We start from the raw sequence: 15,371 nt of genomic DNA, 5'->3' as shown, positions 1-15,371 counted from the left end.
TCACCAACCTTCGGTTGGCAGATAAAGCTTGTTCAATCTGGCACGTTGCGAAGCGTTAATTAAAATCCGCCACAACGCTCATACCTGGCAATACTTTGGCAGGTATCTCTTTAATACGGGCACGAATTTGCATGGTCTGGCTGGTCGGATCAACACTGGGTCCGATGTAACTCACCACCGCAGCTAAAGTTTGCTGCGTCTCTTCCACCTGCAACACAATGGGTTTATTCAGTTCAAGCCAACTCATCCAGTGCGCTGAAACGATAATCTCAGCCTCCAACTGATTCAGACTCACGACTTTGAGCAAAGCTTGTTGCTGTTGCACAACTTCATGGGCTTGCACATCAACTTGCTCCACCACGCCATGAAAAGGCGCTTTAATCTCACAGCGCTCAACATTAAGTTGCGCCATCGCACTTTCAGCCTGGGCTTTTTGTAACTCGGCTTCGGCAATTGCCAGATCCAGCGTGCCGATTGAATTTAATTTGGTCAGTTGCTGGCTATTGTCCAGCTTGAGCTGTGCCACCTGCGTCTCAGCAGTGACTTTCTTCAGTTGCGCCTGAAACAGACGGCAATCCAGTTTGAGCAGCACTTCACCTTTTTTAAACGACTGGCCCATTTTTTTTGGCACCGCAACCACCTGCGCCGCCAGCTCACTGGATAAAGTCGCTTTGTTGACAGCCACCAGCATGCCACGGGCTTTGTGCTCTGCTGGCTGCACACCAGCCGCCTCGACACCAGGCAAAGCAAACAGCAATAGAGAGCCAACCCAGCTGATATTCACCACTTATTGCTCCGTTGTCTGTTCAACCACAGGGCCAAATGGCTCCGTCACTATATCCAGGTTACCTTGTTGCCATTTCTGCATTAAGCTGGCAAAAGCACCGGATAATTGCTCCAGGTTCATAGCGCCAAAACCTTCCGGTAGTGGATCCAGCCCCATCGACACCAGCACCTTGCCATAGTTGTTTTGCACTTCGGCATAAGCAACATCGCGGCGTAACTCCGCCAGCAAGGCGTTTAAATCTTCCCGGATCACCGTCAGTTCGCCGATGTTTTGCGTCACTCTATTGGCATCAACCTGGCTTTTAATCCGCTGAGCGACATCAAAATACTGTGTTGCCAGCTGATAGGTGTCATTGGATTCTTTGAATTGCAGATCGGCAATATGCACCTGCGAGATGACCGCCATCGAAGTTGCCAGCGCTTGTTGTTTGCTCACTGCTATTTTCAGGCTGTTTAACTGCTCCAGCTTGCCATGCCGGAACACATTCATTAAATTCCAGCTCACGCCAAGACCGGCAGAACTCCAGTTGTTATTGCGTAAATAGTCAGTATCGTTGTAATTGACGCCGGCATTTAAACTCAAACTTGGGAACAGTTTCAGGAAAGCAGAATGCACTTCATCCTGGGTGATACGGTCCTGATATTGTGCTTCTAATAACTCGGGACGACGCACCAAGGCTGTCCTTTCCATCGCGTTAATATCGGCAGTCAACTGAGGCGTGCTGAAATCTGGCTGCGCCACATCGGCTAATTCAAAGGCTGTCGCCGGATTTAAGCCCATCAAAGTTGCCAGTTCAGCTTTGGCCGGCATTAAATCTTTGCGAATATCTTGCAAGGTCCGCAACGATTCCAATAAATCGCGCTGATAAGTTAAGGCATCAATCGGCGATTGCGCCCGCAACTGCTCCAGCTTGGCCGAATCAGCTAAAGCCGAGCGCGATTTTTCTATCAGCGGATCAATTTTAGCCAGCAACCGCTCTGCAGAAACAGCACGATAATAAGCACTGCGTGCTTGTGCCATCATCAGATGAATAACTTTACGTTCCCGTTCTTTTGAAATCAAAAACCGGTCGGCTTGCTGTTTAGCCCGGTAATAAGATAAACCAAAATCCAGCACATCCCAGGTCGCGCCAATGCTGGCGTTGACGGTGTTTTTCTCCGAAGAAACCGAATAACTCGGATTGTTGCCAATGGCACCAGGTTTATCACCAATAAAGGCCACTGAGGCAGAAGCCGCATAGTTATTGCGACTACTGTAACCTGCTTGTGCCGCGATATCCGGCAGCATATCAAACTGATCAACCGCCAATTGCCCTTGCGACATCACAGCTTCAAAGGCTTTTAACCTTGCTTCTCTGTTGTATTTAATAGTGCGGGCAAAAGCTTGGTGCAAATCTATCGGACCGTTGATGGCGGCAACATCCTGCGCCAAGGTCGATGCATTTTCTGCCGCATTCACCAGCACGGCCTGCTCAGTCAACTGCTCAGGGGTAACAGAGCAGCCTGCTATCGCCGTGGCAACGAACACAGCCAGAGCCGCACGAGAAAACGTTACACAAGTATTCATGACGCTACCCCTTAGAGGAATTTCAAATTTATGCAAAAATTGATTGGCGGAAAGACAATATTGGGGCGGCGGCCCCCCCAAAATGTGAACAACGAAGATAGGTATAGCTCCAGAGGAACACAGTGACAACCTTGTCAAAGTACAACGGATATATCTTCATATTAATCTGATAGATTAGGATAATTTAGTAAATTCCATCATAACAAACAACTATGCTGTTTCAAAGCCGTTGTTTGCTATGGCGGAACTATTATTTTACGAGTTGCAACAAAAGGTTAGACCACTTTGGCAGAAGCAGCACTGCCAGCGTGGCGATATTCGGGAATGATGGTCATACCAAAGATTGAGGCGGGCTCTAACTGCGCGAATGGCTAACCTTGCAACGACGGCATGTCACTGGAAGATTAGAGTTTTCCCGCCAGTTCGATGCTGATTTTCACATCAACGTCAAGCTGGCGGGCTTTGACAGCCATAGTGAATCAATGGTCTAAGGCCTACCTTTGAACATTCGGTTTGTCTTTCGCTAATAATGCAACCAAACCTTTGCCGATCGTATGCCGCCAGCCCAGATGGGCGTGGCCGCCGTTGTACTGATAATATTTCACCTGATAACCTTTCAGCTCCAGCACATCCCGTAGCTGTCGGTTGGTGCCGACAGCTGCTAAGCCAAGATCATACAGACCCACATCGAGATAAAAATGGATATTGCGGTACGCTGAGTTTTTGTAATTCTGCAGCAGTTGGCCGTCAAATTCCGGATAGATCGGCCAATTATCAGGCTCTTGCAGCCGGTAATAAAAAGAGCCTGACTGTGATAACACTGCGCCTATGATATTGGCATGCCGAAAGGCGGTATTGGCCGCGGCATAGCCACCGCGGCTCGGTCCGGACGCCACAATATGGTGCGGTATCGTCGAAATATGAAAATTCTGCCGCGCCCAGGGCACCAGCTCCAGCGCGACAAAATCTGTCATCTGGTTGCTGATCAAATCTGCCGAACGGTTGCCTTGATTATGGATAAAAATAGCAATGGTCGGGCCTATGCTCTGCTGCCAAATTAACTGATCCAAAATCGTCGGCAGTGGCGTCCAGCCTTCCTCTGCCGGCCTTTGCTCATCGGTTGTTGCGTAATTTTGCCCATCAAACTGCAACAGCAAATTATGGGCAACAGCGGGGTTATAGTCCGCCGGGACATACACCTGAATTTTACGGGGCTCGCCCATCGCTTTGCTGTTGATCAATACTTCGCGCATGGTACCGCGTGGCACTCCGGGCTTGCGCTTGAGCAAGTCAGATAAAGGTGCTGCCGGCCCTACCACGGCGCCTTGCGCAATCTGTACGACCGAACTTTGCATCAAGTCTGGTACATCTTTGTTTTTATGAAGCTTGAATTCGTTAATGCCATAAATAAACCAGGCATCGCGGGGAATTTTTTGCACACAGAAGTAAATATCAGAGCTGCCAAACCGCTTAAACCGCAAGCCATAAAAGTCCGGGCCGCCCGACTGCATGATGTAATCGGTCTCCGCACTGCCTTTGGCAAAATAAGTGACAATGGCTGTTTTGCTATCTGTTGGATCCAATTCCACCAGATGCTTAACATCGAGCCCTTGGTAAAACTTCAGCGCCGCATCTTTATCCTGTTGCTGCGACTGCCAGATGTTATACAGCGTTTCTGTCGGATATTCAGTTTTGGCAATTTGCTCTGATGCTGCTGTGGCTGCGCTGGCCTTGGTTACTCCAATTAAAACAAGCATCAAAATCAAACAATAACATCTACGCATCGACCTTCCTTGTTCAGTTAAATACCACCCAATCACATCCTGCTTGTGGCGGAAGATTGCGGCAATACCACCCTAACATCCGCCCCGATGCAATACTCAAAGACCGACTGAACATTGCGCAAGCTGTGTTGATAAGTTGTCAGACTTTTTCTGGCCCATACAGTGTTGGCTGGCCAAGAGAAAAAGACGCTTTCTGAATCAAACCACTGTGTATTTCATATACACACAGCATTTCAATCTCGCCTTTGCCTTGCGGGAAGTTTCGGGTAATCACTTCGTGATCGACCACAATATTGGCCATCACTATCCGCTGTATCAGACGGGCATGTAAATCCGGCTCGGCAAATCTTATCGCAATTCGCTTACGCAGCTCGGCATGGCCAGAAGCAATACATTCACCATGTAAATTGAACTGCTCAGCATCTGATGCATAAGTGCTTAACCAGGCGTCAATATTTTTCGCATTGTAAGCCTCTAACTGGCGCTGAACTAAAGCGACACAATCATCCATTTAACTTTTCTCCGCTATTGATGCCACTAACACGAGAGCCAGCACCGCAGGCGCGATATACTGGCCTTCGTCAGAACTCTTGCTTTGATAACTGTCAACCTATCGGCCGCGGTCGCTATCACCCGGATGATGCTGTACTTAATCAATAGGATACAGTTCAAAATCAACAAACTGCTCCCACTTTTTAAACCACTCATCAAACAAAGACTCATCATTAGATTCCATCAACTGAAAGCAGATGTTTTTTTCTGTGTTTACCCAAGAGTTCAAATAATACAAACCAGCCGGGAATTGGCGTCCCTTCGCGTTGTACAGCTTATAATTCTCTGCCATTAAACCAGGCTTGAAATTCTCCACAACCATGTACTTTTTCAAAGTTTTTCCTTACAAGTCATATTTAACACGGCTAATAACGTATGCGTTTTGCCGTTGCCGCACATCTGCAGCAGCGGCGATGAACTGTTTTGTTGTTACAACATTGATTTCAAACAGTGATTGCTGGCATCAGCAAAGCTGCCAGCAGCGTCCAGGCATAGAGCCATTTGCATAAATTCATCCAGATAAAAAACCAAGATTACAGTACCAACCCAGAAAATAACACCGAGGGTAAAAACTAAAAACCATCTGGATCCACAGTTGATTTAAAGGGTTTGCAGGTTAAATAACCGGTGCCTTTACCAACAAATTCGACTAAAGCTTGATGCAAAATCCTGCAAAAAACCGCCCGATAATCTCAAGTAAATAGCCAACTCTATCTAAAACCATCGCCGGATCACTGCCATTTTCATATAACAGCCAAAACAGCTACGCGGCAAGCGTCGGCCGGCTTTGCCTGGCGACAGTTAATTCGGCAATATAATGCTCTGAACTGAGCGGACAAGCGTGTGCGACCAGACGCCATCTTTATTGCCGTTGGTCAGATAGACCACCACGTAATGGTCATCGAGCTTGTCATCGAACAGGATCCGCGCCCGGACCTTGGTGCCGCCATCATGACTCACTTCGTGCCAACGCCCCCACTCGCCATAGTCCCAACCGCTGGCAAAAAAGCCAGCCACACCGTTAGCAAGTCGATAGGGCTGCCATAAACGAAGTAGCGCAGCCTTTGAAACAACACGCCCATGCGCTAAAGCAGAGATGAATTTGCCTAAATCATCCAGCGTCATATAAGCACCTACATGTGCGATGCTGTAATCCGGCCAGGAGATAGTCAGATCAGGCACAATCTGGCCCGCTGCCGCCCGATAGCTTTTCACCAGACGCTCTTTAGGCACATCAGCAAGCTGAAGCCACGTCTCGTCAAGGTTAAGCGGTTTCATAATGCGCTGGCGCAGCAGCTCGCGATAAGGTGTACCTGTGATGGCCTCGAGTACAGCCGCAATCACCAGGTTGTTAGTATTGGTATAGCTGGTGCGTTCACCCGGCGCAGCGGCAAGCGGCATTTTGTCTAACTTTGCAAATACGCCATCCAGGCTGGCTGGAAATGGACGCGACAAATCATTGCTGTCAAAATACTCAGGAATGCCCGAAGCATGATTGAGAAACTGCTCAATCCGTATACTACGCCAGGACAGCGGCAGATTGTCGACATAACGTGAAGCTGGCGCTGAAAAATCAAGTTTGCCTGCTTGCTGTAACTGCATCGCGAGTGTGATAGTGAACAGCTTAGTGATGGAGTAGACAGGAAAAACTGTCTTCGGCGTGACCAGTACACCGTCTTCGGTCGCGGTCACGCCGATGGCATTACGGTACAAAATATCGCTGTTGTGCAGCACCAGCACAGCCTGACCGGGAATACCGTGTTGTTGCGCATTGGCCAACAATTGAGCATCAATGGCAGCACTGTGATCGATAGTTAACTTCTGCGCAGATGCATTGCAGGCAGATAATAAATAAAGTAACACCAACACACTGAATTTAGTCATTGAATATTCATACCTAAAGAATTCATCGTTATTGTCCTGTCATGGCGCACCGGCCTTGCTGTTGTCAGCGAACACTTAATGAAGCAGCACCGCGATGCGGCGTCGGCCTGGCCCAATGATTAGCGCCCGCCTCCGGCAGCGAAATCCAAGGGCTGCCAACGGTAGTACGCCTCATGGGCAATCGCCAGCATCGCATAGTCCTCTGCGGTATCGCCGTAGGCGAAAACCTTACCAAACGAATGGATGGGGTGAAGTTGCCTCGGCGCACCTTTTCCCCCTTCACACACTGCAGCCCCTGATAAAAACCTGTGAAGCGGCCAGCTTACAGCTCAAGTGACGAGCAAATAAGCGCCAGGCCATGTGCCTCTGTCCAGTGCTGAAGGTAGAGATCGAGGCCACCCGAGACGACGACAATCAGGTCACCGCGCGCCTGATGCCACTTGATCCTTGCCATGGCCCCTGGCCGGACAGTGAACGGCAGCACCGAGCGGGCAAACTCTGCGCCGTAATGCTCCAGCTCCGCAACCGGGATGCCCCTGAAACCGAACCAGCAGATCGCAGCCCGGACGACCGAGCCAGCAATCTGCCTGGCCTCACCGACGCAAGCATAAAGTCGGACATGGTTTCCCGATCTGTGATAGTGCCATCGAAGTCGAAAAGAGCTAGATCCATCTGCAACTATTCCTCTGTTGCCAGGCAAAACCTCTGAACTAAATTCAGTAGTGCCACTACAAAACCGCGCCTTGCAGCGGTGCTGGCTTTAATAAATTGTCAGGCCGGGCCCGAGGGAAATACACACTCAAACTGTTGAAAAACAACCGGCATGTCAGGCCGCGGCTCATAGCCAGTGCCTTGCAGCTCGTGATGGTAATAGTCCCAATGCGCCTGGCGCCACCAATCAAGCGAGCCATCGCCCTCCCCTTCAATGGCGGCATGCACCTCGGTGATCTCGTGGAACGGCAGGATCTGCACCTTGGTAGTACGAATAATACATACGGCCTTACCGTGCCAGTCCGTGACGATGTTCAGATCGCCGATGCACGGCAATGCCTCACCGCTGGTCTCAAAAAACCACAATGAAGGTGTTGTTGCACATTTGATGCCGCTCAGCACAAGCTGAGCGCACTCATTTGCATCGGCCTCGTTAGCGCAGAAATACCAGGCTGGCGGTGCCTGCGTGGCGCATTGTGCAGATTGAGACTGCCTAGCAAGGTAGGAGTCCCACATCAGAGTGACTGATCGGTGCATCACAGTGTCCTGGTTGTCTGGTATTTAAAGCGCAGCAAGCCGCGCAGCGGGTTGACGGCACAGCCAGCTCTTTTTGCTGGCGGTAATATTTGCTTGTTATGCATACGACCTGATATGTGCCGCCAATAGTGCAAGCTCAGTGTCATCAGCCCGCGCACAATCATGTGTCGATAAAAAACCTTGGTATTTGAATATGAATGGACCTGTGGTTCCGTCAATAGGCTGGAAAGCAGAATCACTCCCGGTGCCATGCATTGGGATCAGTTTACTATGGAGGTGATCAACCTCGTACCCTTCATAAACGATACCTGTTCGCGCCACGCCATCCAGCGCCTTATCAAGCAATAGGGCCACTCTCTTGCTCGCGAGAGTAAGGTTGGCAATCACACTATCTTCCTGCGCAAATATATAACTTGAATAATGTTTTTTTGGTATCACTACCGTAAAACCTTGGGTATTTGGGTAAATCGACAAAAAAGCAAGATGCTCATCATCTTCCCAGACCTTATGGCACGGGGAGTTACCGGCAACGATGTCACAAAAAATACAATTCATATCAGACCTTCCAATGCATAACGAACGCATAACGCCCACTACAAACGCGAGCAACTTGTTGCGAGTCGAGCGCCGCAGGCGCCTTGTACTGACGGTTGTCAGAGCTCATAATTTGATGACTGCCAGCATATCTTCACCATCCTCATCAAGCCCAACCTCTTGAAAACCAAAACTAGCATAAAAATCTTTCGCGACTGGGTTCTCTGGGTCATAACAAATTTCAATCTCTTTTACTTTGTCGCAAGCTTTAATTTCATTTAACGCCAAATGTAATGCCGCTCTGCCAATACCTGCTTTTTGATAACGCTGATCAACCATAAAACGCCAGATAGAAACTTTTTCAGGCATTTCAGAGACCCACATGAAAAAACCTACCGGTGTATCGTGCTGATAGATGGCTCTGCAGCTATGGCCCTGACAATAATGTGATTCAACCAACGACCACATATTGCTGGCAACATAGGCCTGCTGTTGATCCGTGACATTCAGGTCACAGACCGCTTCATAATTTGAACTTGTCACTTGTTGCAGTGTAATAGTCATGATTTTCCTTAGCTTCACGCCCGCCACAAACGCAAGCGACTTGTTGTGAGTCGATTGCCCAAGCGGCGTGTTGTTCATGTCAGTTGTCAGCGCATCATGGTGAAAACCTCAAAGCCGTCCCCGTTGGCCCCTACGCCCAGCGTAAGACAACTGGAGCAGAACCCATGCGTTTGCGGCGACATGGCTTTGGTTTTCGTGTGGGCGATATCATGAATCGCCAGATATAGCCGGTAATGCCAAAGTACGGGATAAGATGAAGCGAACACACTGATTCGCTCAGCATCAGGCTTACCCGACAGCCATGAAATCAAACTTCATCTTCAGCTAAGCAACACAGTTAAACTGGCAACGCCTTGCCAATAGGCTGCCACAGGGCATCGGCAATCCTATCGGAGTCACGCCTTGTATCGCCGTAACGAAATGAAGCATCTTGTTATACCTCTGCGGTTCCGCTAAACAATATCCTGTTTGAAAACGGATTTGTGACAGTGAAACACCTTGCCCCCCAAGGTGCATCTTCAATACTAGAGCACCGAACAGTTTAAAAAAACGGCAGCAGCCGTGGGCAAAATAGGACTCAGACAAGGCAAATTTCTGAAGGTTTAGTGAACTAAACCGAAGGAATTTAACGCCGTATGAGGATATTTTGCCCCGGCCCTGCGGGAGCGCCGGAAAAACACGCATCCGGCGTTGGGCAAAATGAGCAATAGAATGACTATTGCTCAATTTGCCCGCCTTGCCTGCGAGTTTTTCCGTCAGCTCTGCTGCTCGTTTTTTGAACTGATCGGTGCTCCAGGTTTGTTGTATTGGTCTGGCTTGGCAGTAAGTTGTTCAAACAGCTGATCCAGGTTGCTGACATGAACAAAAACCTTGCTACCTGGCGTGCAATCACCAGAATGCTCACTGAGGTGCAGAATAAAATCTGCCCAGCGATACTTGCAGGTAAATCGGGTATACCTCCGCAAAGCGAGGTTCCCAATCTAATTCCATGCCAAGAAAACCAAGATAAAACTCTTTCGCTTTATCTTCATCAAAAATCCGCATAATTGGGATGGTCTGAAACTCCATCTCAACTACGCCATCACACATAACGCTTTGGATTGAAACGCACTTGGCGTTCGGTGGAGCCAGCAGTTGCTGGCCAAACTTACCTAAGCAAGATAACACACTGCGTTAACACTTGCTACACTACCATGACAAGTAGCACCTACTGATTCTTGGTCTATTTCAATTTCGATTGGATAAACCCCATAACCTGCCAGTCGAGTGCAGCAGGCGCGTTATGCCGGCGTTTGTCAGCCATTCACCGCACTCGCCAGCGTTAACCCACTAATGATGAAAAAAACCAGCCATGACAGATGTTTACCCTTTGTGTGATAAGCTGAAAAAACGCCACTAAAGGCAAACACAAGGCTGATTGTCAGCAGCAACGGAACTGATTCAGGCAGTAACACCAGAAGTGCCGCAAAGCCGAACCAAGCCAAACTTGTTACATGCCACGCAAATCGAAGGGTGCCTTTGGTAAATTGATCACTTCCTAAAAGATGTGGCAGATTGTCCCTTTTTAATAGACGGATCAGGATGTACTTTTCACCAAGGATTGAATGAACAAATCCACAGAGCACAAGTAGTATTGACGCGATGATTAGCAAAAAATAACTCCTCTAGAGCACCGAACAGTTTAAAAAAACGGCAGCAACAGGATAAAACCACACTACCGACTCCGGGCCGATGCCACAACGATCAGGCATAGCCACCAAACGTATTGCCAAAGCGCAATTGGCCAGACTTTGCTTTTGCAAGCAAAACAATGCCAGACTCTATGCATAACGACCAGAGTGGAATCAGACTTGTCCTGTAATAAAGGCTAACGACCGATGCTTGGCACCGGCACGCTAGCTCGATAGCAGGGATTCATTGCGCCAAAGTTTATCGGTTAGCTACTGCGGTTCCTGATCGCATTTATGCCGCAGGCATTTGGATATTGACGCTCGCGCTGTGGCGCATGTCAACAAGGCGATATGGCGACAAGCATCAGCAAATGCTTGTCGCCAATTGACGCTGTGGCAGTTAATTTGTCAATAAAGTTAACTTCGCCACACTACGAACCCCGGCGTGGCTGATATAGTCGTTTTTGATACCCTCAACACGAATACGCTTGCCGATAAGCCCTGGGTTCAAAGCTGGGCTAAACAGATCACGCTGATTTGTTTCAAGTTTTACATACAGTGTGTTGCCCGCGTTTTGGCTATCAGCCAGTTCCAGCCCATATTGGCCGTTCATCGCAGCCTTAATCACGCCCACAACCACGACTGGTGTGCCATTTGCCAGTGCCAATACATCACTGACTGAGCTGTCGCCATTTTGCTCCGGCACGTCGGCGTCGCTCACATCTGCAATGGCTGAAACCTGGCGTACACCCGGTTGGTTCATATAGCTGTCACGCACACCTTTGATCAATAGCTGCGCACCTAAGATGCTCGGATTAAGCTGTGGGCTAAAGTGGCTGCGTTGGCTGGCTTCGAGTTTTATGTTGATGGTGAAAGCCGGATTGTTATTGTCTTCCAGCACCAGACCATAGATGTCATTAAGCGCAGCTTTCACCCGGCCGGTCAGTTCAATGCCAGAGCCTTGCGCCGACGCAAGTGCTTGCTCAACCGATAACGAGCTTGGCGCCAATTGAATATCAGTGACGTACTTCACCCCGGCACCGCCCATATAGCTGTCGCGTTTCCCCGTCACAATAATGTTTTTGTTCAGCATGTCCGGGTTAAGCTTTGGGCTAAAATCGTTGCGCTGCGTGCTTTCAAGTTTGACATTTAAGTGTAATGCGCTGTTGTTGGTATCGGTCAGCTGTAGGCCATAAATATCGTTCACCGCCGCTGTGACTTTACCTAAGATCACTAATGACGTGCCTGTCCCGGCATTTAACGCTGTGGCAACCGACACTGTGCCACCCGGCGTAGGATTTGGGTCCGGCACATTGCTTGTTGTGCCATAAGGCGCATTGTAAGCGTTGTTTTTAAAAGTATCGGTATTCCAGGCGTTGTAACCACTGGCAGGCGCCCCCCACGGCTGACCATTATTCGGATCGGTCATTTCCGTGCTGGCCATAGGTTGTGGTGTCGCATCACCACTCAGGTGACCATTGTTACCGTCAAAATGGCTATATGCCTCTGGTGTTGCCAGCCAATTTACCATGTTGACCGCCAAAGTGGCCGCATTGCCTGAGTCAGTCCAGCCAGGGTAAGTTTTTTTGCTGTTGCCGTTATCTTCGCGACGATATTTCGGCGTGGCATCTTCAATCGGAGATGAGTCACCAATAAAGGCGGCTTTACCTGCCCCTGATTTAGCAATAGCTGCATAAGGGCCTTCGGCTCTGCCACCAAAATACAGACCTGCATCTTTGGCGTTTGACCATTTCACGGGGCGATCAGACGCCGAAAAATAGACCAGTCCTTTAGCTTTGGTTGGGTCAACAATACTCAGCGTTGCACCACCAGCCATTAAGATAGGCTGCACGCCTGCAGTAATACCTTCGGTTTTGTTGGCAGGCTCAATGCCGCTCACCCCTTGTTTATAGTCTATGGCATTAAAGCGAAAACGAATGCCAAAGTTTTCCACCAGCCAACCTTTGCTGGCATCTTTTGGATTTCGCCAATCACCGTAAACGCCACCTAACTGGTACTTACTCAGATTTGAACGGTTATAACCGTTAAAAACCTCAGTGGCGTCCCAGGTGTTTAAGTTACGGTCGGCATCATAGTGATCCGCAATAAAAAATATGCCTTTACCATCGGCCACAAATTGCAGCAGCGCTTGCTGCTCAGCCGTTGTGAAAGGACGGTTAGATTCAGCCAACACCAATACATCGGCCGATTTAATTGCGTTGTAGCTGATAATGGCTTCATTCTGATTGGCTGAGCTGGTGCGGTCGTCATAAAAGCGAATACGGTTGTCGTTATTTAAATCCACACCACGGTATTCTTTGACGGTATAACCTTGAGCCACCAGGGCATCGGCAAAATCTGAAAAAGCACCATCGATAACCCAATCCGCATTGCCTTCCACACCACCGTGGGAAACATCAAACAAGACGGTTTTACCGTTATTGTGACTGGCTGAAGGGGTTTTTACCGGAGCAAGATTGTTCCAGCTATAGGGTTCAACTGCATAAACGCTTGAGATCCCGAACAAGGTTACAAGCAATAAGGTGGTTTTTAACAATGGCATTTTCATCACTCAATTCCTGTTGTGTTTTGAAAGTTTGGGGTTTTAGTGCTGGCAATTAAAAAGGCCCGCAGGGCCTTTTTAATGAGGGGTCAATTACGGCTGGGTAAGATCCAGCTGGTAAATTGCAAAGCCGTCGGCGTTGGTTTGTCCAGTTGGCAAAATATGCGGGAACTGTGCACTGTAGCTCACGGCTTTATCGTTGTTGGCACTGATAAAGGTGATTTGTGCCTGAGGCACAGGGGCAAATTTCCAGTTCATATCAACTGAGGGGTTTAAACCCTGACCAGCCTTTTGGCTGCTTTGATATTCAATGTAATCCGCCACAACCTGCCGGTTTTCGTCTGGTGAATCCACCACAATTTTGCTGGCGTTGATATTTGGGAAATTACCACCGCCCGAAGCGCGATAGTTGTTGGTTGCCACTAAAAACGCCGCATTTAAATCAATCGGCTGGTTGTTGTAACGTAAATTAACGATACGTTGACCATCAGACACTTTTTCGCCTTTGGCGTTGTAACGTGCAGGCTGAGTCACATCTATCTGGTAAGTGATGCCATCCAGCACGTCATAGTTATAAGACGGAAAGTCTGGATTAATCAGGGCTTGCGCTTGTTTGGCTTGTGGGTCAATTTTATTAAACTGGCCTGCTGACATTTCCAGCCATTCTTTAACTTCGCTGCCTTTGAGTTTTAATACCTTTAACACGTTCGGGTAAATGTATAAGTCTGCCACGTTACGATAAGCAATATCACCCACAGGTATCGAGGTAAAATCTTCAGCGCCGCCACGCCCCGCTCTAAAAGGCGCTCCTGCTGAAAGAACAGGTAAGCTTGCTAACTCAGTGCCTTGCACGATTTTTTTGGTATACCAGGCTTGCGCATCCGTCACGATCTGGATGGAAGGGTCGTCGTTCACTAATGCAAAATAGCTGTTAACCGGTGCCGTTATTTTCGCAAAAGGTTTGTTGACCCATTCTCTGGTGGCATTGTGTTCTTTCATCACTGCGGCTTCAACCTGGGCGTCGTTCTGAACCACGGCAACGGTTTGCTTGTTTTCGTCAGTGCGATAAATAGGTTGCAGTTTTGATTGTGAATTCACCACTTGCCATTGTTTGTTTTTGTATTGCAGGGTTAAATCAATCACCCCTAAATTGTTGCCCCAAAAACCAGGCATCACCGCTGCCACGCCATTGATAGTGCCTTTGGCAATATCAATGCCTTTGTCTGTCATATTGGCATAACGCGAGCTTGGGAAGTCTGCGTGGGCATGGCCAAACATAATGGCATTAATGCCTGGTACTTTAGACAGATAATAACTGGCATTTTCTGCCATAGGCTGACCATCACCAGTTTCTAAACCTGAGTGTGGCACTGCCACCACTAAGTCCGCGCCCTCGGCTTTCATTTTGGGCACATAAAGTTTTGCCATTTCAACAATATCTTTGGCGATCACTTTGCCTTCTAAGTTGGCTTTATCCCATTGCATAATTTGTGGTGGCACAAAGCCAATCACACCAACTTTCAGATTGTGCGATTTACCGTCCTGATCTTTAAAGGTTTTATCTAAAATGACGTAAGGTTTAAATAATGGTTCATCGTTGGCGCTGTTGTTATCACCATCGTATTTAAATACGTTGGCAGAAATATAAGGGAAGTTGGCGTCGTTAATGGCTTCCTGTAAAAATGGCAGGCCAAAATTAAATTCATGGTTACCGATATTGGCCACGTCGTAACTTAAGGTGTTCATGGCCTTGTAAATCGGGTGAACCTGGCCGGCACTGAGCTTCTGGACCTTGGCCATATAATCACCAAGCGGGCTGCCCTGAATTAAGTCACCATTATCAACCAGTACTGAGTTTACCACTTCATCACGGGCGCGCCGAATAAGAGCCGCAGTTCTGACTAAACCTACTTTGTCGTCAACAGAATCACTAAAATAATTAAAATTCAGCAGGTTGGCGTGTAGATCTGTGGTCTCTAACAGACGCACCGTCATCTGTGTACCGTCTTTGACTTGATTATCGTCTTTATCTGAGTCTGAGCATCCTGCAAGCAAAGCAGCAGTACCACAAATAAGCGCTAAAGGGAGGTATTTTATGTTCATAGTCCTTTCTCATTATCCAATTTGAGCGGCAAATATAGAAGATGAAAAAGACAAGCTAGCGAAGGTTAGATGGCAAGTTGATGCCAGAAACATGGCAATTTTGAGGCAAATACGTT

15 protein-coding genes are annotated in these 15,371 nt (G+C 48.3%); all 15 read right to left on the bottom strand.

Features of this window, described 5'->3' with window-relative positions:
* Nucleotides 1-55 precede the first annotated feature (55 nt).
* Nucleotides 56-787 (bottom strand): efflux RND transporter periplasmic adaptor subunit, encoded by a 732-nt coding sequence (locus tag AC53GJ_RS07210; RefSeq protein WP_496731899.1) that lies wholly within the window; start codon nucleotides 785-787, stop codon nucleotides 56-58.
* A complete protein-coding gene (locus AC53GJ_RS07205; protein WP_496731898.1) occupies nucleotides 788-2,353 on the bottom strand; it encodes a TolC family protein in 1,566 nt (521 codons plus the stop codon). It abuts the gene before it with no gap.
* Between the two features lie 494 nt (nucleotides 2,354-2,847).
* Nucleotides 2,848-4,173 (bottom strand): alpha/beta hydrolase, encoded by a 1,326-nt coding sequence (locus tag AC53GJ_RS07200; protein WP_496731897.1) that lies wholly within the window; start codon nucleotides 4,171-4,173, stop codon nucleotides 2,848-2,850.
* Nucleotides 4,174-4,276: 103 nt separating this feature from the next.
* Complete coding sequence (locus tag AC53GJ_RS07195; protein ID WP_496731896.1) at nucleotides 4,277-4,648, bottom strand: nuclear transport factor 2 family protein; 372 nt, start codon at nucleotides 4,646-4,648, stop codon at nucleotides 4,277-4,279.
* A gap of 138 nt (nucleotides 4,649-4,786) precedes the next feature.
* Nucleotides 4,787-5,023: a DUF3303 domain-containing protein gene (locus AC53GJ_RS07190; protein WP_496731895.1), complete on the bottom strand. Its 237-nt coding sequence runs from the start codon at nucleotides 5,021-5,023 to the stop codon at nucleotides 4,787-4,789.
* A gap of 467 nt (nucleotides 5,024-5,490) precedes the next feature.
* Complete coding sequence (locus tag AC53GJ_RS07185) at nucleotides 5,491-6,558, bottom strand: serine hydrolase domain-containing protein (RefSeq protein WP_496731894.1); 1,068 nt, start codon at nucleotides 6,556-6,558, stop codon at nucleotides 5,491-5,493.
* A 337-nt stretch (nucleotides 6,559-6,895) separates the two neighbouring features.
* Nucleotides 6,896-7,057: a haloacid dehalogenase-like hydrolase gene (locus AC53GJ_RS07180; RefSeq protein ID WP_496731893.1), complete on the bottom strand. Its 162-nt coding sequence runs from the start codon at nucleotides 7,055-7,057 to the stop codon at nucleotides 6,896-6,898.
* Between the two features lie 287 nt (nucleotides 7,058-7,344).
* Nucleotides 7,345-7,821, bottom strand: coding sequence for an ASCH domain-containing protein (locus tag AC53GJ_RS07175; RefSeq protein WP_496731892.1), 477 nt, complete (start codon nucleotides 7,819-7,821; stop codon nucleotides 7,345-7,347).
* Nucleotides 7,822-7,917: 96 nt separating this feature from the next.
* Nucleotides 7,918-8,376, bottom strand: coding sequence for an HIT family protein (locus AC53GJ_RS07170; RefSeq protein WP_496731891.1), 459 nt, complete (start codon nucleotides 8,374-8,376; stop codon nucleotides 7,918-7,920).
* A gap of 105 nt (nucleotides 8,377-8,481) precedes the next feature.
* On the bottom strand, nucleotides 8,482-8,997 hold the full coding sequence (locus AC53GJ_RS07165) for a GNAT family N-acetyltransferase (protein ID WP_496731890.1): 516 nt from the start codon (nucleotides 8,995-8,997) through the stop codon (nucleotides 8,482-8,484).
* 677 nt (nucleotides 8,998-9,674) lie between these two features.
* Entirely contained in the window at nucleotides 9,675-9,884 is a 210-nt protein-coding gene (locus AC53GJ_RS07160; RefSeq protein ID WP_496731889.1) for a glyoxalase superfamily protein, read from the bottom strand.
* Nucleotides 9,820-9,987, bottom strand: coding sequence for a glyoxalase superfamily protein (locus tag AC53GJ_RS07155; protein ID WP_496731888.1), 168 nt, complete (start codon nucleotides 9,985-9,987; stop codon nucleotides 9,820-9,822). The genes AC53GJ_RS07160 and AC53GJ_RS07155 overlap by 65 nt, the downstream gene beginning before the upstream one ends.
* Nucleotides 9,988-10,214: 227 nt before the next feature.
* Nucleotides 10,215-10,571: a hypothetical protein gene (locus tag AC53GJ_RS07150; protein WP_496731887.1), complete on the bottom strand. Its 357-nt coding sequence runs from the start codon at nucleotides 10,569-10,571 to the stop codon at nucleotides 10,215-10,217.
* A 418-nt stretch (nucleotides 10,572-10,989) separates the two neighbouring features.
* Nucleotides 10,990-13,158 (bottom strand): DUF6359 domain-containing protein, encoded by a 2,169-nt coding sequence (locus AC53GJ_RS07145; RefSeq protein WP_496731886.1) that lies wholly within the window; start codon nucleotides 13,156-13,158, stop codon nucleotides 10,990-10,992.
* 87 nt (nucleotides 13,159-13,245) lie between these two features.
* A complete protein-coding gene (locus tag AC53GJ_RS07140; protein ID WP_496731885.1) occupies nucleotides 13,246-15,147 on the bottom strand; it encodes a bifunctional 2',3'-cyclic-nucleotide 2'-phosphodiesterase/3'-nucleotidase in 1,902 nt (633 codons plus the stop codon).
* Nucleotides 15,148-15,371 lie beyond the last annotated feature (224 nt).

This window comes from Rheinheimera sp. B2H12 (assembly GCF_059620065.1).
The sequence above is the reverse complement of the archived record's forward strand: the minus strand, read 5'-3'. Positions and strand labels throughout refer to the sequence as shown.